The organism is Microbacterium hydrocarbonoxydans, assembly GCF_023715885.1.
Taxonomy (GTDB): Bacteria; Actinomycetota; Actinomycetes; order Actinomycetales; family Microbacteriaceae; genus Microbacterium; species Microbacterium hydrocarbonoxydans_C.
The window spans coordinates 732,023-749,609 of record NZ_JAMBOY010000002.1; the positions used below are offsets into that span (position 1 = coordinate 732,023).

Sequence of the window (17,587 nt, forward strand, 5' to 3'; positions counted from 1 at the left end):
CCTAGGGCGCGAGCGAGACGCGCGGAACCCCCGCGAACGGCGTCGTGCGCAGTGGGCCGTCGCCCTGGTCGACCGTCAATCGCCCAGATCGACCGCGAGCACCAGCACCGGCGCGAGCGCGTCGCGCTCGACGAGCAGCGTCGGACCCGCCGGGTCGAGGATCACGCCGGCCATCTCGGGGTGTCCGGCGAGCAGCTTGGCGAGCTGTTCGGGGTCGAACGGCAGCGGACGGTCGCCTCGACCGAGCGCGAGCACCTCGAGCGGATGCGAGAACAGCTGGAGGAATCGCTTGCCGTCGGCCGTCTGCGCCTCCGCGATACCGGGCTGGCCGGTGCCGGTGCCGTCGTTCACGGCCACCCACATGCGCTTGGTGGCGAGCGCCTGACCGAGCTTCGCCGCCGTGTCCTGCTCCCGGGGCTGGGCGAGCAGCGACTTGACCGTCATCTCCACGTCGGCCTGCTCGAGCGCCTTCTCGAGGAGTTCGGTGGGGAAGACGACGCGGTGGGGCGCCGAAGCGTTGTCGACGATGAGCCCGGCGAAATCGCCCGCGACGACCTGCTGCAGCACCGACGTGACCGGCTGGGCGACGGCCGAGGTCGCGGTGGGGTCCTTCTCCAGCTGCACGGAGTCGCGCACGGCGCCTGCAGAGCTGAACGCGAGCATGAACTGCCGGTCGCCGTCGCGCACGACGGCGACCGAGAGCGGCTTGCCCTCGCTGATCTGCGCGCGCGCGTCGCCGTTCACCCGGATGTAGAGGTGCGCCTGCAGCGCCTGGCGCAGCACACCGAGAAGCTGCTCGTTCGTGGCGCCCTGCTCGATCTGCGCGAGAGCCTCACGGAGCAGGACGTTGTCCTTCATGCCGGGAACCGTCTCGGTCTGCTCCGGCGGCAGCGCGGGAGCGAGCGGCAGTCGGCGTTCGGTCGACGCATCCGCAGGACGCGGGGCCGGGGCTCCCCCGAAGGTCGGCGCGACGGGCGCCGTGGATTCCGCGGCCGAGACCGGTCCTGCGTGGGGGTCGGGCAGTGAGACCTCCGGACCGGCCTGCGCGCCGACACCGCGGAAGGCCTGCACCGAGATGCCGACGGCGGGGGCTGCTTCCTCGGCGGGGGTGGATGCCTCGGCGTCTGATGCGGCGCGGGGTCCAGGCGCAGAGCTCGGCTCGGACGCAGTGCCGGTGGCGTCTTTCGGATCGACCGTCGCGGCGTCCTCCGACTCGGGCGCGCTGCCGTCGGTCTCGTCGGCGGATACGGTCGCGTCCGCCTCGGTCGGGTCGGCGACGACGTCGTCAGCGGACTTCTTGCGGCGGGAGAACAGGGCCATATCAGCCAGCCTAACCCGCGATCCCGTCAGATCTTCTCGATCGGCGCGACCTTGATGAGCAGCTTCTTCTGCCCGGCGGAGTCGAAGCGCACGTGGGCGATCCGCTTCGCACCTTCGCCCGTGACGGCGTCCACTCGCCCCTCTCCGAAGTCGGAGTGGCGGATGCGGTCACCCGCCGCCAGCTCGAGGTCGCCGTTGTCGCGCATCTTCGCCGTGACACGATTCGGGAACTTGTCCATCGCGGTCGAGAGGGGCTTCAGGGAGTCGCTGCCGGGCAGCGGCTTCACGCCGAAGCGGTCGCCCGATCCGCCGAACCCGCCGCCGCCTCGCCGAGCGTTCAGAGCGCGCGACTGCGTGCCGCCGCGCGAGTTGACGTCGCCGGGCGACTGCCGCCAGTCGATGAGTCCGGCAGGGATCTCCTGCAGGAACCGGCTCGGCATCGCGACCGACACCTCTCCGAACTGGGCGCGCGTCATGGCGAGCGACAGGTGCAGGCGCTTTCGCGCGCGCGTGATGCCCACGTAGAAGAGACGGCGTTCCTCCTGGGGACCGCCCGGCTCGCCCGCCGAGATGCGGTGCGGGATGAGGTCCTCCTCGACTCCCGTCACGAACACCGCGTCGTACTCGAGGCCCTTCGCGGTGTGCATCGTCATGAGCGACACGGTGCCCGACTCGTCGTCGAGGTCGTCGGCATCCGACACCAGCGCCACCTCGGTGAGGAAGTCGACGATCGTGCCCTCGGGGTTGTTGCGCGCGAAGTCCCTCGCGACCGCGACGAACTCGTCGAGGTTCTCTACCCGCGCCTCGTCCTGCGGGTCGCGGCTCGCGCGCAGCGCGTCGAGATACCCGCTCTTCGACAGCAGCACGCTGAGGCCGTCGGCGACCGAGGTCGGCGGCGGCACCTCCCCCGACGCGGGGAGCATGATCTCGGTCGCCTCGGCGAGTGTCGCGTCGAGCTGCGCGATGGCCGCCTGGATCTTCGGGCCGACCCCGAGCTGTCCGGGCACCGAGAGCGCCTGACGGAAGGTGATGTCGTGGTCCTCCGCGAACCGCGCGATCGCCGTCTCGGTCACGTCGCCGATGCCGCGGCGCGGCTTGTTGAGGATGCGGCGGACGGCCATCTCGTCGGCGGGGTTCGCGACCGCCACGAGGTAGGCCAGGGCGTCCTTGATCTCGGCGCGCTCGTAGAACTTCGTGCCGCCCATGATCTTGTAGGGGACGGCGGAGCGGATGAAGATCTCCTCCAGCGCACGCGACTGCGAGTTCGTGCGGTAGAACACCGCGATCTCGGAGTACGGCATACCGGCGCGACGCAGGGCCTCGATCTCATCGGCGACGAACTGGGCCTCGTCGTGCTGCGAGTACCCGGTGAAGCCGATGATCTTGTCGCCGTCTCCCTTGTCGCTCCAGAGCTTCTTGTCCTTGCGGTCGAAGTTGTTGCCGATGACCGAGTTCGCCGCCGAGAGGATGTTCTGCGTCGAGCGGTAGTTCTGCTCGAGCAGCACCACCTTGGCCCCCGGGAAGTCGCGCTCGAACTCGCTGATGTTGCGGATGTCGGCGCCGCGGAACGCGTAGATGGACTGATCCGAGTCGCCGACCACCGTCAGCGACGCACCTTCGAGCTCGGGAGACGTCTCGGGCTCGAAGATCATCATGCCGTTGGAAGCATACGGGTCGGGAGCGTCGCCGGAGACGGGACGCGTCAGCTCGTGGATGAGTGCGTACTGCGCGTGGTTCGTGTCCTGGTACTCATCGACGAGCACGTGACGGAAACGACGGCGGTACGTGTCCGCGACCTGTGGGAAAGCACGGAACAGGTAAACGGTCTGGCCGATGAGGTCGTCGAAGTCGAAAGCGTTGGCCTTCTGCAGCTGCCGCTGGTAGTCGGTGAAGAGCTCGACGAAGATCCGTTCGGCGGGGTCGCTCATGTTCGCCTGACGCGCGTACGCCTCGGCATCCGACAGCTCGTTCTTGAGCTTCGAGATGCGTCCCTGCACGGATGCCGGGGTGAGACCGTAGGCGTCGGCCTCGTGCTCCTTCACCAGACGCTTGATGAGGGCGCGCGAGTCGCCCGAGTCGTAGATCGTGAACGACTTCGTGAATCCGAACTGCTGCGCTTCGCGACGCAGGATGCGCACGCACGCCGAGTGGAAGGTTGAGATCCACATGCCGCGAGCCGCTTCGCCGACGATGCCCTCGACGCGCTCGCGCATCTCGCCCGCGGCCTTGTTCGTGAAGGTGATCGCGAGGATCTGGCTCGGCCACGCTTCGCGAGAACGCAGGAGCGAGGCGATGCGACGCGTGAGCACGCTGGTCTTGCCGGAACCGGCGCCCGCGACGATCAGCAGCGCGGGGCCGCGATAGGTGACGGCCTCGAGCTGCTGGGGGTTGAGGCCGGCGAGGAGGTCGTCCTGACCCTGCTCCCCGGTGGAGCGCGGGCCGACGGATCCGGGAACGATGAGGGGGGCTTCGGTCATGGCCTTACGAGTCTAGGCGTCGCCACCGACAGCGGGAGCCGGGGCCCTCCGGCGCGTACGAGGCGGGCGGGGCCGGTCGCACCCCGCCCGCCTCGTTCGTCTCAGATCGTTCGTCTCAGATCGTTCGACGACGGCGCCGCACGGCCACCGCGCCCGCTCCGAGGAGCGCGATCGCGAACAGGATGCCGAGCGTCGGCACCTCCGCGCCCGTCACCGCGAGTGCGCCGGTGGCCGTGATGCGGATGTCGGCCCAGCCGATCAGTGCGCCGGAGTCGGAGTACACCGCGATCCGGTGCGCGCCCAGTGCAGCATCCGCGGGAATCGTGACCGAGAAGGCCCCCGCCGCCGACGCCGTGCCGCTCGCGAGGAGCACCGGGTCGGAGTACATCCACACCGCGATCCGCTCCCCCGCGTGATCGCCGCCGAGGGTCACGGTGACGGTCGCGCCGCGCGCGGCCGTGCTCGGGTTCACCGTCACGCCGTTGCGGTTGTCATCGGTCAGCGCAGTGCCCGGCAGGGGCGGGGTCTGACCACCGGGGTTCTCGCCACCGGGGTTCTCGCCGCCGGGGTTCGCCGGGGCCGGCAGTGTGCCGGTGCGCAGAGCCTCGGAGGCGAAGCCGTCCGCGAACCACCACACCGGACGCTGTCCGTTCTCCGCGAGCGAGGCCGGCGCGGTCGCGAAGCCCTCGTTGTTGATGTCGGGCATGCCTGCGGGGCGCGCGAAGTGGGCGATCCCGGGCGAGTCCGTGCCGTTCAGCGTGATCTGGGCCGAGCGCCCGCCGCATCCGTCGTCGCACACCGCCCACAGCACGCCGAGCACGCTGTCGTAGTCGAGTGCCATGACGCCGGCGAGTCCCGGCGCGATCTCGGAGACGAGGGTGGCCGATCCGTCGCCGTTCAGCGCGAACGCGTACACGTGGCCGTTGTCCTCGACCGCGACGAAGAACAGCCCGTCACCGTGGCCCGAGTAGTCGGCCGGGTCGTAGGCCGCACCCGTGTTCTGATCGAACAGCTTCCCGGTGAGCGCCGAGTCCGGCACCCACTGCACGGCCTCCATGCCGAGATTCGCACCGACCGCGGGCAGCAGCGACGTGAGGTCCCACTCCCGCTCCGCGACGAGGTCGCCCGGGCCAGCGTCGGGATCGACCATGAGGATCGTGTTGAGGTTCACGCCCTTCGCGCTGTTGTCGCGCTCCGAGGCGACGTACACGAAGCCGTCGCCGTCGACCGTGATCCCCTCGGTGTCAGGGCCGGCGGCCGAGGGGTTCGCGGCATCCTTCTGGAATCGGACGCGCTTGCCCGCCTCCCAGCCGGAGATCGTCGAGAACGACCCGTCCGCGTGCGCATCGAGCTTCCAGATGCGGCCCTCGCCGTTGTCGACGGCCCAGAGGATCGCGCCGTCGGCCGTCTCCTGGACATCGAGGCCGGAGCTGTCCTCGAGGAACGTGGGTGCGGTGTCGAGCACGCGCACCTCGGTCGAGCCCGGCCACGGCGAGACCGCGATTTCACCCGCGCACACGTTCGCCTCGCCCTTGGTGCTCTTCGCGGTGACCGCGAAGGGTCCGGTCGCGTCGGGGCACCGACCCCAGGTGGTGGCCGCGTGGCCGACGCCCCACGTGGTGGAGTCCACCAGCAGATCGCCGTCGAAGACGCGCACGGCGTCTCCGTCACCGAGTCCGAACCCGAGCTGGGCGCGCTCGATCACGAGGTAGCCGCCCGCCGAGATCGTCGTGCCGGCCGGGATCGTGTAGACGTGCGCGTCGTCGTCGTCCTTCACCACGATGCCCGACACATCGAGCGCGGCACCCGTCGGGTTCACGAGCTCCACCCAGTCGTCGGGCGAACCGCCATCCGACTCGACCTCGTTGATGCGCACGGGGTTGCCGCAGGCGTTGCGCAGCCCCTTCGTGGAGACGGCGATGTCGACGAAGTCGCCGATGCCGTCGGCACAGCGCGCCAGCACCCCGGTTGCATGCGCCGCGTAGGCGTGCTCGTCGACCGTGTTGCCGTTCGCGTCGCGGAGGGTCACGGTGTCGCCGTTGCCCAGACCGAAGACGAAGTTCGTCGGCTGGTCGAACACGAAGTACGCGCCCGGCGCGAGGACAGTGCCCGCAGGCAGCGGCGTGGCCTCGCCCGCGTGACCGACGGGATCGTTGTCCATGACGGTCCAGCCCGACAGGTCGACGGGCGTGCTGCCCGCGTTGAGCACCTCCACCCAGTCGGTCGTGTCACCGTTCGACTCGATCTCGTTGATGACGACGTCCGGGACCACGCAGGAGTTCGGAGCGCCCTGGGTCGCGTAGGCGAGGGCGAAGACTCCCTTGCCGTCGGGGCAGCGCGCGAAGGTGGCCGCCGCGAAGTCGCCGTCGATCGCGGCGTGACCCGTCCAGGGCAGCGTGTCGTCGATCATGGCGCCGGTGGTGTCGAACAGTCGGATGCGGTCGGCGCTGCCGATGCCGATCGGCTCGCGGAACGGCGCCTCGACGCCGCCGACCATGCCGACGGACGCCTCGTCCACGACGAGGAACTCGCCCGCCTCGATCGTCGTCCCGGGGAGGAACTGCCACCGGTGATCGTCGGAGTTGTCGCGGATCTCGTACCCCGAGATGTCGAGGGCCTCGTCGCCCGGGTTGTAGAACTCCACCCAGTCGGCCGGCTGGGAGTCGACCTCGTTGATGACGATGGATCCGCTGACGGGCTCGTTCGACGGGAAGACGTTCGCGACCCCTTTGGTGGGCTCGGCCGTGACCGCCCACTCGACGGCGCCGTCGACATCGCGCGCGCCCCACGTCGCTGCGGCGTGCCCGGTCCACGAGGTGTCGTCGACGATCGCGCCGAGCGGATCGAACAGGCGCACCTGGTCGTCCTTGCCGAGCCCGAAGTCGAACTGCCCGGTGGCCGAGCCGGAGTCCAGTTGGTCGATCACGAGGTACGCACCGGATGCGACGACCGTGCCCGCGGGGAACGTGTACGAGTTCCCATCGCTGTTGTCCTTGACGACGAAGCCGCCGAGATCGACCTCGGCGGCCGACGTGTTCAGGAACTCGATCCAGTCGCCGGGAACTCCTCCGTCGGACTCGACCTCGTTGATGCGGATGCCGGCTTCGGCGCCGGTGGCGGACAGGGGGACGGCGAGCAGCGCGGCGGCGCTGAGCGCGCCGACCGTGGTGATCGCCGCCGCGGAGCGCAGGCGGGACATGGGTCTCCTGAAGGGATGCAGACGGGTGTCACCCCAGACCACCGAGATCGCGTGGCGCGACGGCAACGGGCAGGTGCACGGAGGGTGAACGCGGGGTTGCCATTGCGTCAGCGGGGAGGGCCGCGCCCCGCGCCGCGTCAGGCGATGCGCGTACCCGGCGGCAGCGTCTTCGCGGGCGTACGCGTGCGCGCCCACGCTCCGGCGAACAGCCCCCCGGCCAGCACGACCTGCACCCCGAGCCCCACGAACCAGCTGGGCACCGTCGAGTCGATGATCTGCTTCGGGGTCGGATACTGCGTGAACCCGGACTCGGAGTCGCACGGATTCCACCGCTGCTGCGGGGACTGCTGCGCGCTCCGCACGGCGTACTTGATCTGCCCGAACATGTCGATCGGGTACCCCTGGACCGTGTAGTCGGTCGGTGTCGCGTCGGCCAGCACGACGAACGGGTTGGCCGCGAGCGCACCCCACACGAGGTCGAACCGGGGCACCTCGTACGTGGTCGTCCCCGTGACCGTCTCACACTGCGGCTGTCCCGACTCGTCGTAGGCGTACAGCTCCTCCTCCATCTGGGTCCGCACCGCCATCCCGCCGAGGCCGAACGCGATCACCGTTCCGAGCACCAGTCCCGCCACGACGAGATAGGTGGTCGCGACCGAGAAGAGCGGGCGGGCGATGAGGCCGCTGAGGGCGACGCCGATCGTCGCGACGATGATGATCTCGGCGATGAGGACGAGCAGGGACACGAGCAGCGTGAGCGGGCTCGCGCCGCCGCCGAGCAGTCCGACGCCGAGGAACGGCACGGCCACGACGAGGAAGGCACCGCCCGTCGCGACGGCGGCGAGCAGCTTGCCGAGCATGATGTCGCCGGTGGATGCCGCGGTGACCTGCACGGCGGCGAGTGTCGCCGCGTCGCGGTCTCCGTTGATGGCGTTGCCGCTCAGCGTGGGCGAGACGAGCACGACCAGGAGCAGCACCATGTTCACGACGATCGAGTACACGCCTGCCCCGACGAAGTCGCCCCACGAGTACACGGCGAAGGCGAGGACGGTGACGCCGATCATGATGACGGCGAAGACGCCCAGCAGCACGTACCAGCCGACGCTGCGCAGCCGTTGGGTCAGCTCGAGCCGGGCGATGATCCCGATGTTCGTGAGGCTCATGCTCCGACCTCCCGGTCCTCGGTGCCGCGACCTATGGCCGTTCCGGGCGCATCGTCCGACGGGGGCGCGGGCGGGGCGGTCGGGCGCGCCGAGCCCTGATGCAGCTGCAGGAAAGTGTGCTCGAGCACGCTCTGCGCCGGAGCGTACTCCGCGACCCGCAATCCTGCGGCGACGAGCGCGTGCAGCGCCGACGCCGCCTGATCCTCATCGGGGAACGCGGTGAGCACGGCTCCTCGGTCGACTCCGACGGACTCGACGGGGATGCCGAGCGTCGAGGCGACCTGCCAGGCATCCGCCGATTGTCTGTCCGCCCCGGATCCGACCAGGCGAATCCGCCACGCGCGTGCTATGGCCTCAGCCGGGGCGGCATCGACGACCGTGCCCGCGACGAGGAACACCGCGTCGTCTACCACCTCTTCCAGTTCCGAGAGGATGTGGCTGGAGATCAGCACGGTCCGGCCGTCGGCCGCGAGCCGTCGCAGCAGCAGTCTTAACTGGATGCGCGCTTCGGGGTCGAGCCCCGAGGCCGGCTCGTCGAGCAGCAGCACCTGCGGGTCATGCACCAGAGCGCGGGCGAGACCGAGCTTCTGCTTCTGCCCGCGCGACAGCACCTTCGCCGGCGAGTCGGCGAGTTCTGCGAGCCCGACCACTCCGAGCAGCTCCTGCGCCCTCGCGGCCGCGTCGGCGGTCGACATCCCGTACAGGCGACCGGTCGTCGTGATCGTCTCGCGGGCCGTGAGCGAGGGCCAGGCGCCCAGTGAATCCGGCATCCATCCGAGCAGGCGACGGGCGGCCAGCGGATCGGCCGAGGGATCGACGCCCGCGATCCGGATCGTGCCGGTGTCGGGGGCGAGCAGCGATGCGAGCATGAGCAGCAGCGTCGTCTTGCCTGCACCGTTCGGTCCGACCAGGCCCGTGACCCGCCCGGGTGCGGCTTCGAGGCTCGCGCCGCGGACGGCGTGGACGGACCCGAAGGATCGGCTGACGTTGTCGACGACGATTCCGGTCATCGGGCCAGTGTGCCATCGGATGCGCGCATCGACGGGGACGGCTGTCCCCCGCGTGTTCGGATCGCCGGTGCACTTCCGCGGCCTCGGCGACCTTTGGCGGCCATCCGACGTGGCGCCGGCCGCAGAACGTGTCGGCGGCCGCAGAACGTGCCGCTGGCCGTGGAATCGACGGGCTCCGCCCCCGTCAATCGCGGAAGAACGCCACCCCGAGGTCGGGATGGTCGACGAAGACGCCGTCGACACCGCTGCGCGCGATCACGTCCCACTCGGCTTCGTAGTCGCCGAACGACTCCTTGCCGCCGCGACCCCGGAACTCCTTCGCCAGGAAGCGATTCTCCGGTCGGCACGTCCACGTGAACACGATCAGCCCCCGCGCATGAGCATCGCCCACGATCGTGGTGCCCTTCTCGAGCAGCATCCTCTTGTCGACGCTGATGCCGTCGACGAAGCCGACCAGCGCATCGAGTCCTCGCGGAGCGACAGTCGCCTTGTAGGTCGGCGCCTGCATCCCCTGCGCCACGACGAGATCGTACGGGCGCCCGTCCGCCTCGATCAGGTAGACGTACGACGCGGGGATGCCGAGGTCGCGCAGTTCGCCCAGCACGGTCGACTCGAACGACTCGACGATGAGCGGAAGCCGCCCCTCGCCCCAGCCGGCGGCCCGCAGCTCCGCGGCGATGAGAGGTGCGAGCGGCATCCCGATGCCGGTGAAGTAGGTGGCGTGCTTCACCTCGAGCACCACCCCGATCTCGCGTCCGTGCTCGCTCGACCCCTCGCGCACGATGTCGAGCACGTCGACGAGCCGCAGGATCGGCTGGGCGCCGTCGAAGCTCGCGCTCGACGGGCGCACCTCGGAGAGCCGCTCGCGACTGCGCAGCGTCGACAGCTCATCCCAGGTGAAGTCCTCGGTGAACCAGCCGGTCAGCGCCTCGCCGTCGATCCGCTTGGTCGTCCTGCGATCCGCGAACTCCGGATGCTGCGCCACGTCCGTCGTCCCGGATATCTCGTTCTCGTGACGGACGACGAGCACGCCGTCCTTCGTGGCCACGACGTCGGGTTCGACGGCATCCACTCCCATCGCGAGCGCGAGCTCGTACGACGACCGCGTGTGCTCCGGTCGGTAACCGGGGGCACCGCGATGCCCGATGACGAGGGGAGAATTCCTGGGCACGCTCTCAGCGTAGAACACGCGCGCGACACGCCAGGGCGGGTATCGTGGAGGAAAGCGACCTACAACCCCTTTGGAGTGAGGCCCACGATGAGCAATTTCGCTTTCAACAACCCGGCGTTCCAGCAGCAGGATCCGCGGAACGTCGCGACCTACCCCGGGGCTCCGCAGGGCGCTCAGGGTGCGCAGGCCGCCTCGTTCCAGCACGGGACGATGGATGCCGCCGCGAACGCGCAGCTGGAGGGCATGTACGCCGCTCCGCCGGCCGGCGCCATCGAGACCGACCGCATGTCGGTCGAGGACACGGTGTGGAAGACCGCCGGCCTCTTCGCCATCCTCCTCGTCACCGCAGCCGTCGGCTGGTTCGTGACTCTCGGCGGCGTCAGCGCTCCGGTGCAGAACCCGTACGACCAGTTCCAGCCGAACATGCTGCCGTGGATCGTCGGCGCCCTCGGCGGCTTCGTGCTCGCGATGGTGATCTCGTTCACCTCGCGCAAGAAGGTCCGTCCTGCGCTGATCTTCGCGTACGCGGCCTTTGAGGGTCTCTTCATCGGAGGCATCTCGGCGTTCTTCGAGGTCCTGTACCCGGGCATCGTGTTTCAGGCGACGCTCGCCACGGTCTCGGTCGTCGGCGTGACCCTCGCGCTCTTCGCGAGCGGCAAGATCCGAGCGACGAAGAAGGCCACGAAGATCTTCATGGTCGCGCTGGTCGGCTACCTCGTCTTCTCGCTCATCAACGTCATCCTGACCTGGACCGGTGTGCTGGGTGAAGGCGCGGCGTTCGGCCTGCTGAGCAAGGTCGAGATCCTCGGCATCCCGCTCGGTGTCATCATCGGCGTCCTCGTCGTGATCATGGCGGCGTACTCGCTGGTGCTCGACTTCGACCAGATCCAGCAGGGCGTGCGCAACGGCGCTCCCCGCACCTACGGCTGGCTCGGCGCCTTCGGCATCATGGTCACGGTCGTCTGGCTCTACGTCGAGATCCTGCGCATCATCGCGATCGTCCGCGGCAACAACTGACCGCAACGCTCCACGAAAGGCCCGCTCCCCGAGGGAGCGGGCCTTTTGCCATACTCGGGAGCCAAAGCGCAAGGGGTTGCAGGGATTTCCCAGCGAAGGCACGCTGGTTAGCACGAAGCCCCGGCACCCCGGGGCTCCCGATTTATAGGAGCTGACCATGAGTTTTCTCGGCTTTCTTCTTCTCGGCCTCATCGCCGGAGCCATCGCCAAGCTGATCCTTCCGGGCAAGCAGGGCGGCGGCTGGTTCGTGACCCTTCTGCTCGGCGTCGTCGGCGCCCTGCTCGGCGGCTGGCTCGGCAGCCTGATCCTGAACCGCCCGCTGACCGAGTTCTGGGACCTGGGCACGTGGCTCCTCGCCATCGGCGGTTCGATCATCGTTCTGCTGATCTACGGCCTCATCGCCGGACGCGGCAGCAAGTCGCGCGCCTGATACCGACAGGCATCACAGCAGAGAGCCCCCTCGGCACATCGCCGAGGGGGCTTCTCCGTGTTCAGCCTCCTGACGCCTTCGCCTCGAGCAGCGCTCGTTCCCGGTCGTTGCCGGCGAGAGAGGCAGCGGTCGCGAACTCGCTGCGCGCCTCATCGACCCGCCCGAGCCGCAGCAGCAGCTCGGCACGTGTGGCCGGCAGCAGGTGGTATCCGCGCAGGGCTCCGGACGCCGCGAGCTCGTCGATGATGCGCAGGGCGGATGTTGGACCCGTGGCCATCGCGACGGCCGCCGCCCGGTTGAGCTCGACGACGGGCGACGGCGCGATGCGCCCGAGCGCCTCGTAGAGCAGCACGATGCGCTCCCAATCGGTCTCCTCGACCGACGGCGCGACCGCGTGGCACTCCGCGATCGCGGCCTGCAGCCCGTACGCGCCGCGTCCGGTTCCCCGAGAGTCAGCCGTCGCCAGCGCGGCTCTGCCCCGCGCGATGCAGCCGCGGTCCCAGCGACCGCGGTCCTGGTCGGCGAGCAGCACCGGGTCGCCGTTCCTGTCGACCCGGGCAGGAAGGCGCGCCGCCGTGAGTTCCATCAGGGCGAGCAGGCTGTGCACGTCCCGCTCCCCGGGCATGAGGGCGGCGAGCACCCGGGTGAGACGGATCGCCTCGATGCTGAGCTCGGGGCGCATCCAGTCGGCGCCGCTGGACGCCGAGTGCCCCTCGTTGAAGATGAGATAGAGAACGCCGAGGATCGCCCCGAGTCGGTCGGCGCGCTCCTCGCGCGGCGGGAGTTCGAACGGCACGCTCGCGGCCATAAGGGTCTTCTTCGCGCGCACGATACGCTGCTGCACGGTGGCCGTCGGCACGAGGAACGCGCGCGCGATCTCCTCGCTCGACAGACCGCCGACGACGCGGAGAGTGAGGGCGACCTGGGCCTCCCGCGACAGCACCGGGTGGCACGAGATGAAGATCAGACGCACCACGTCGTCGTCGATCGCGTCGGGATCCCAGGGCACTGCGTCGGCCGCCTCGTCCTGCTCGCGCTCGAGGTCGTGCGCGAGGGCGGCGATGCGGTCATCGAGGCGTTCTCTGCGCCGCCATCCGTCGACGGCCTTCCGCTTGGCCACCGCCGTGAGCCAGGCCGCTCCGTTGCGCGGCACGCCGTCGACCGGCCACTGCCGCAGTGCGTCGAGCAGCGCTTCCTGCGCGAGATCCTCGGCGAGACCGAAGTCTCCGACCAGACGGGTGAGCGTCGCGACGATCTTCGCGGACTCGATGCGCCACACGGCGGCGACGGCGCGCTCCGCTGCTCCCCTGTCGGGGGCGGGGCGCGCCGTCTCGCTGTCGGAGGGGTCGATCATGTCACTGCTGGGCGCGCTGGGCCTGCTCGTCGCGCCAGCCCGCTTCCTTCTCGATCCACTCGTTGTCGGCCGGGAAGTCGGACATGTCCGTCACACGACGCACCTCGAGGAACGATCCCTTGCCGAGCGGGGCGCGACTCGCCCACTCCGCCGCCTCCTCGCGGCTGGACACCTCGAGGATCCAGAAGCCGTTGAACAGCTCCTTCGTCTCTCCGTAGGGGCCGTCGGTGATGAGCGGAGCCTCCGCGCTGAAGTCGACCACGAAGCCCTCGGCCGCGTCCGTCAGGCCCTCGCCGGCCACGAGCACGCCCGCCTTCATCATCGACTCGTTGTACTTCCCCATGGCCTCGATGACCTGCTCGAACGGCATCTCCTTGTACGCCTCGACGGCCTCGTCGGTCGCGCGCATGATGAGCATGTACTTCATGATGTTCTCCTCTGTGGGTGGGGCCGCGATTCGACCCTCTCATTGAAGACGTCGAACGGGAACGACGCGGATCGACATCGCCCGTGAACTTTTTTCGAGATTCTTCTCGAGGGCTCAGCCGAGCGCGTCGACGGCGGTGCGGATGGCGTCGGCCGACGCCCTCAGCAGTCCGAGTTCGTGCTCGTCCATAGGCGTCTCGCCGAGCGGCATCGCCCCGGCCGCCCCCACCACCGACGGCACCGACAGCGCGACGCCGGCGATGCCGTACTCACCGCCCAGCACCGTCGCGACCGGCAGCACGGCGCGCTCGTCGCGCAGAACCGCCTCGGCGATGCGGGCGCAGCTCACGCCGATCGCAAGGTTCGTCGCACCCTTGCCCTGGATGACGGTGTAGGCCGCGTCGCGCACCTCGACGGCGATGCGGTCGAGCTCCTCGGCGGTGAACGGCTCCTCGCCGGGCCAGTCGAGGATCGGCACCGAGCCGATCGTCGCGTTCGACCACAGCGGGAACTCCGTGTCGCCGTGCTCGCCGACGATGTCGGCGTGCACGCTCGCGGTGCTCACCTGCGCACGATGCGCGAGGCGCCACCGCAGCCGCGAGGTGTCGAGAACGGTGCCCGACCCGAACACGCGGTGCGGCGGCAGCCCCGTAACGCGCTGAGCGACGACGGTCATGACGTCAGCAGGGTTCGTGACGATGAGGAAGACGGCATCCGGAGCCCGTTCGACCAGCTGAGGCAGGAGGCGCTGCAGAAGCCGGGCGTTCGTGCTCGCGAGCTCCATGCGGGTCTGTCCCGGTTGCTGCTTGGCACCGGCGGTCACCACCACCACGTCACTGCCGTCCACCACCGAGAGATCCGAGCCTCCGCTCACGGCCGCCGAAGTGAACTGCGTGCCGTGCGCGAGGTCGAGCACCTCGGCATCCACCTTCGCCGTGGCGATGTCGTACAGCGCGACCTCCGCCGCGCTCCCCCGGATCAGCGCCGCGTATGCGACGCTCACCCCCACGCTTCCCGCACCGATCACCGTGAGCTTCGTCCGCGCTGTCGTCATACGGCCATCCTGCCCGATGACACGAGAACGGGCACGGACCAATCGGCCCGTGCCCGTTCGTCGTCAACGGCGGAGGAGCGTCCTGCTCACTCCCACTCGCCCGCTGGCGCGGTCGAGTGCCACCAGCGCTCATCAGACGAGCGGGAGCTCCTTCGTCACTCCCACTCGATGGTCCCCGGCGGCTTCGACGTCACGTCGAGCACGACGCGGTTGACGTCGCGGACGCTGTTCGTGATCCGGTTCGAGATCTTCGACAGCACGTCGTAGGGCAGACGCGTCCAGTCGGCGGTCATGGCGTCCTCGCTGGAAACGGGACGCAGCACGATCGGGTGCCCGTAGGTGCGGCCGTCGCCCTGCACGCCCACCGAGCGGACGTCGGCGAGGAGGACGACGGGGCACTGCCAGATCTCCTGGTCGAGCCCTGCCTTGGTGAGCTCCTCACGGGCGATCGCGTCCGCTTCGCGCAGGATCTCGAGGCGGTCCTTCGTGACCTCGCCGATGATGCGGATGCCGAGACCGGGCCCGGGGAACGGCTGCCGACCGACGATCGCTTCCGGGATGCCGAGCTCGCGGCCGATCGCGCGCACCTCGTCTTTGAACAGGGCGCGCAGCGGCTCGATGAGCTCGAAGTCGAGGTCGTCGGGCAGACCGCCGACGTTGTGGTGGGACTTGATGTTCGCGGTGCCGGCGCCGCCGCCCGACTCGACCACGTCGGGGTAGAGCGTGCCCTGCACGAGGAACTTGACCGGCGCGCCGCCGGAGGCCTTCGCCTCGGCGACGAGGTCGAGCTGCACCTTCTCGAACGCGCGGATGAACTCGCGGCCGATGATCTTGCGCTTCTCCTCAGGGTCGGTGACCCCCTCGAGGTGGCCGAGGAACGTGTCGGCCGCGTCGACCGTGATGAGCCGCACTCCGGTGGACTCGACGTAGTCCTTCTCGACCTGCTCGCGCTCGCCCTTGCGCAGCAGACCGTGGTCGACGAACACCGCGGTGAGCTGGTCGCCGATCGCCTTGTGCACGAGGGCCGTGGAGACGGCCGAGTCGACGCCGCCAGACAGCGCGGAGATGACGCGCGCGTCGCCGACCTGCTCGCGGATGCGCTCGACCTGCTCGGCGATCACGTTGTCGGGGTTCCAGTCGGAGGCCAGCCCCGCTCCCTTATGCAGGAAGTTCTCCAGCACGCGCTGACCGTGGTCGGAGTGCTTGACCTCGGGGTGCCACTGCACGCCGTAGAAGCGGCGCTGCTCGTCGGCGAACGCCGCGACCTTCGTGGCCTCGGTGGTGGCGAGCACCTCGAAGCCCTCGGGCGCCGTGGCGACCTGGTCGCCGTGGCTCATCCACACGTTCTGCTCGTTCGGCTGACCGCCGAGCAGCGTGCCGCCGTCACCGGAGATGACGGCATCCGTGGCGCCGTACTCGCGCAGGCCGGTGTGCGCGACTTCGCCCCCGAGCGTCTGGGCCATGTACTGGAAGCCATAGCAGATGCCGAGCGTCGGGACGCCGAGCTCGAACACCGCGGGGTCGAGGCGCGGAGCACCCTCCTCGTACACCGACGACGGGCCGCCCGACAGGATGATCGCGACGGGGTTCTTCTCGGCGATCTCCGCGGCGGTCGCCGTGTGCGGCACGATCTCGCTGTAGACGCCGGCCTCGCGGACGCGGCGGGCGATCAGCTGCGCATACTGCGCGCCGAAGTCGACGACGAGCGCGGGGCGCTGCTGGGTCTCGGTCTGTTCGGTCACCGGGCACCTTCCGTGGCGGGAGCGGAGGCCTCGGCGGCCTCCCGAGTGGCGAGGTAGGCCTTGACGTCGCGGGCGACGACGGCCTCCATGAAGAACGAGAGCAGCGGGATGACGCCGCCGAGCGCGAGGAGGATGAACCGCAGGAACGGCCAACGCATCAGGCTCCACATGCGGAAGCACGCGAAGAGGTAGACGACATAGAACCAGCCGTGCGCGACGAGGATGCCGAGCGAGAGGTTGAATCCGTCACCGGTCGACTCGAGGCCCTCGGGACCCTCGACGACCTGGGCGAACCACAGCGGCCCGCCGGAACCGCCCGCGAAGAGCTCGAGGTGGATCGGGGTGTACTTCAGCACCATCTCGGCGACCAGGAGGAGCAGCATGACTCCCGTGATGATCGACGCGATCTGGTAGAACTTCAGCGCACCACGGATCGCCGGAAAGCTGGCGACTTTCGGTTCGGGCATGGGTCCAGTCTAGTCGGCGTCGATCGGTGCCCGACGGAGGGGCGGATGCTGGTCTGGTCAAGCTGACCAGACCAGGGGTATTCTGGCACCATGACGATGACCGTGAACGTACAGGACGCCAAGACCCGGCTGTCCGAGCTGCTCCGACGGGTCCAGTCGGGCGAGGACGTCGTGATCGCGCGCGCAGGCACGCCGATCGCGCGGATGACCGCAGCATCGCCGCCCCGGCGATCCCTCGACGCCGCGCTGCTTCCCGAGATTCCGCCGATCCCCGCGGATGCCCTGCTCGCCGATGCGACCGCGGCAGAACTCGCCGACTGGGAGGGCGACGCCGACGACCCTCTGGCTGCGGCTCGATCGTGAGCGCCTATCTGCTCGACACGCACGTCGTGTTGTGGCTGGCGACCGACCCGGAGCGCGTCCCGAGCACCCTCCGCGCCCAGCTCACCGAGGCCGAGTCGGTGTACGTGTCAGCGGCCAGCCCCTACGAGATCGCGCAGAAGACCCGGCTCGGGCTCCTGCCGCACGGGGGCCGCGTGCTGACGCGATGGCAGCCTCTGATGCAGCTGCTCTTCGCGACCGAGCTCCCCCTGAGCGCTGCGCACATGCGCGCCGCCGGCGAGCTCGCATGGGAGCATCGCGACCCGTTCGACCGGATGCTGGTGGCGCAGGCGCAGCTCGACGGGCTGATCCTGGTCACCGCCGACGAACGGATCCTCGCGTACCCCGAGGTGTCGTGCGCCGAGTGGATGTGATC

Annotated in this window: 15 protein-coding genes; 4 read left to right on the forward strand and 11 right to left on the reverse strand. The window is 69.6% G+C overall.

All coding sequences use genetic code 11. The features are described from left to right. Positions 1-75: 75 nt before the first annotated feature. The 6 genes from M3195_RS07745 to M3195_RS07770 form a co-directional block, all read right to left on the reverse strand. A complete protein-coding gene (locus M3195_RS07745) occupies positions 76-1,320 on the reverse strand; it encodes an SseB family protein (protein ID WP_251586217.1) in 1,245 nt (414 codons plus the stop codon). Positions 1,321-1,346: 26 nt separating this feature from the next. Continuing rightward, complete coding sequence (locus tag M3195_RS07750; protein ID WP_251586219.1) at positions 1,347-3,797, reverse strand: ATP-dependent helicase; 2,451 nt, start codon at positions 3,795-3,797, stop codon at positions 1,347-1,349. Positions 3,798-3,912: 115 nt separating this feature from the next. After that, the gene (locus M3195_RS07755) at positions 3,913-6,996 is read right to left on the reverse strand and encodes a lamin tail domain-containing protein (RefSeq protein WP_251586221.1); all 3,084 of its coding nucleotides are present in this window, start codon (positions 6,994-6,996) and stop codon (positions 3,913-3,915) included. A gap of 137 nt (positions 6,997-7,133) precedes the next feature. Continuing rightward, positions 7,134-8,159 carry an ABC transporter permease gene (locus tag M3195_RS07760; protein WP_251586223.1) on the reverse strand — a complete coding sequence of 342 codons (1,026 nt, stop codon included), beginning with the start codon at positions 8,157-8,159 and terminating at the stop codon, positions 7,134-7,136. Further along, a complete protein-coding gene (locus M3195_RS07765; protein ID WP_251586225.1) occupies positions 8,156-9,169 on the reverse strand; it encodes an ABC transporter ATP-binding protein in 1,014 nt (337 codons plus the stop codon). Before M3195_RS07765 ends, M3195_RS07760 begins: the two co-directional genes overlap by 4 nt. 184 nt (positions 9,170-9,353) lie before the next feature. Next, complete coding sequence (locus tag M3195_RS07770; protein ID WP_251586227.1) at positions 9,354-10,340, reverse strand: glycerophosphodiester phosphodiesterase family protein; 987 nt, start codon at positions 10,338-10,340, stop codon at positions 9,354-9,356. 87 nt (positions 10,341-10,427) lie between these two features. Here M3195_RS07770 and M3195_RS07775 point away from each other — a divergent pair, with 87 nt between their 5' ends. Beyond that, complete coding sequence (locus tag M3195_RS07775; RefSeq protein WP_251586229.1) at positions 10,428-11,357, forward strand: Bax inhibitor-1/YccA family protein; 930 nt, start codon at positions 10,428-10,430, stop codon at positions 11,355-11,357. Positions 11,358-11,514: 157 nt separating this feature from the next. Beyond that, positions 11,515-11,787 (forward strand): GlsB/YeaQ/YmgE family stress response membrane protein, encoded by a 273-nt coding sequence (locus tag M3195_RS07780; protein ID WP_251586231.1) that lies wholly within the window; start codon positions 11,515-11,517, stop codon positions 11,785-11,787. Positions 11,788-11,848: 61 nt separating this feature from the next. On the opposite strand, the gene M3195_RS07785 is transcribed toward M3195_RS07780, so the two are convergent. From M3195_RS07785 to M3195_RS07805, 5 genes are all read right to left on the reverse strand, one after another. After that, positions 11,849-13,141 (reverse strand): RNA polymerase sigma factor, encoded by a 1,293-nt coding sequence (locus M3195_RS07785; protein WP_251586233.1) that lies wholly within the window; start codon positions 13,139-13,141, stop codon positions 11,849-11,851. 1 nt (position 13,142) lies between these two features. Further along, on the reverse strand, positions 13,143-13,568 hold the full coding sequence (locus tag M3195_RS07790) for a YciI family protein (protein ID WP_251586234.1): 426 nt from the start codon (positions 13,566-13,568) through the stop codon (positions 13,143-13,145). Between the two features lie 114 nt (positions 13,569-13,682). Then, complete coding sequence (locus M3195_RS07795) at positions 13,683-14,621, reverse strand: L-lactate dehydrogenase (protein ID WP_251586236.1); 939 nt, start codon at positions 14,619-14,621, stop codon at positions 13,683-13,685. A gap of 155 nt (positions 14,622-14,776) precedes the next feature. After that, on the reverse strand, positions 14,777-16,363 hold the full coding sequence (gene guaA / locus M3195_RS07800) for a glutamine-hydrolyzing GMP synthase (RefSeq protein ID WP_251586238.1): 1,587 nt from the start codon (positions 16,361-16,363) through the stop codon (positions 14,777-14,779). Further along, a complete protein-coding gene (locus tag M3195_RS07805) occupies positions 16,360-16,830 on the reverse strand; it encodes a DUF3817 domain-containing protein (RefSeq protein WP_096714278.1) in 471 nt (156 codons plus the stop codon). Before M3195_RS07805 ends, guaA begins: the two co-directional genes overlap by 4 nt. Positions 16,831-16,920: 90 nt before the next feature. On the opposite strand from M3195_RS07805, the gene M3195_RS07810 reads away from it, so the two are divergent. Both M3195_RS07810 and M3195_RS07815 read left to right on the forward strand, forming a co-directional pair. Next, the gene (locus tag M3195_RS07810) at positions 16,921-17,193 is read left to right on the forward strand and encodes a type II toxin-antitoxin system Phd/YefM family antitoxin (protein WP_251586240.1); all 273 of its coding nucleotides are present in this window, start codon (positions 16,921-16,923) and stop codon (positions 17,191-17,193) included. Beyond that, positions 17,190-17,585, forward strand: coding sequence for a type II toxin-antitoxin system VapC family toxin (locus tag M3195_RS07815; RefSeq protein ID WP_251586242.1), 396 nt, complete (start codon positions 17,190-17,192; stop codon positions 17,583-17,585). The genes M3195_RS07810 and M3195_RS07815 overlap by 4 nt, the downstream gene beginning before the upstream one ends. Positions 17,586-17,587: the final 2 nt, after the last annotated feature.

Bases quoted from the DNA above. Each gene is read 5' to 3' on its own strand.
- M3195_RS07810 (WP_251586240.1), top strand. From the start codon at position 16,921: ATGACGATGACCGTGAACGTACAGGACGCCAAGACCCGGCTGTCCGAG.
- M3195_RS07790 (WP_251586234.1), bottom strand. From the start codon at position 13,568: ATGAAGTACATGCTCATCATGCGCGCGACCGACGAGGCCGTCGAGGCG.
- M3195_RS07765 (WP_251586225.1), bottom strand. From the start codon at position 9,169: ATGACCGGAATCGTCGTCGACAACGTCAGCCGATCCTTCGGGTCCGTC.
- M3195_RS07795 (WP_251586236.1), bottom strand. From the start codon at position 14,621: ATGACGACAGCGCGGACGAAGCTCACGGTGATCGGTGCGGGAAGCGTG.
- M3195_RS07775 (WP_251586229.1), top strand. From the start codon at position 10,428: ATGAGCAATTTCGCTTTCAACAACCCGGCGTTCCAGCAGCAGGATCCG.
- M3195_RS07745 (WP_251586217.1), bottom strand. From the start codon at position 1,320: ATGGCCCTGTTCTCCCGCCGCAAGAAGTCCGCTGACGACGTCGTCGCC.
- M3195_RS07755 (WP_251586221.1), bottom strand. From the start codon at position 6,996: ATGTCCCGCCTGCGCTCCGCGGCGGCGATCACCACGGTCGGCGCGCTC.
- M3195_RS07750 (WP_251586219.1), bottom strand. From the start codon at position 3,797: ATGACCGAAGCCCCCCTCATCGTTCCCGGATCCGTCGGCCCGCGCTCC.
- M3195_RS07805 (WP_096714278.1), bottom strand. From the start codon at position 16,830: ATGCCCGAACCGAAAGTCGCCAGCTTTCCGGCGATCCGTGGTGCGCTG.
- M3195_RS07780 (WP_251586231.1), top strand. From the start codon at position 11,515: ATGAGTTTTCTCGGCTTTCTTCTTCTCGGCCTCATCGCCGGAGCCATC.
- M3195_RS07785 (WP_251586233.1), bottom strand. From the start codon at position 13,141: ATGATCGACCCCTCCGACAGCGAGACGGCGCGCCCCGCCCCCGACAGG.
- M3195_RS07760 (WP_251586223.1), bottom strand. From the start codon at position 8,159: ATGAGCCTCACGAACATCGGGATCATCGCCCGGCTCGAGCTGACCCAA.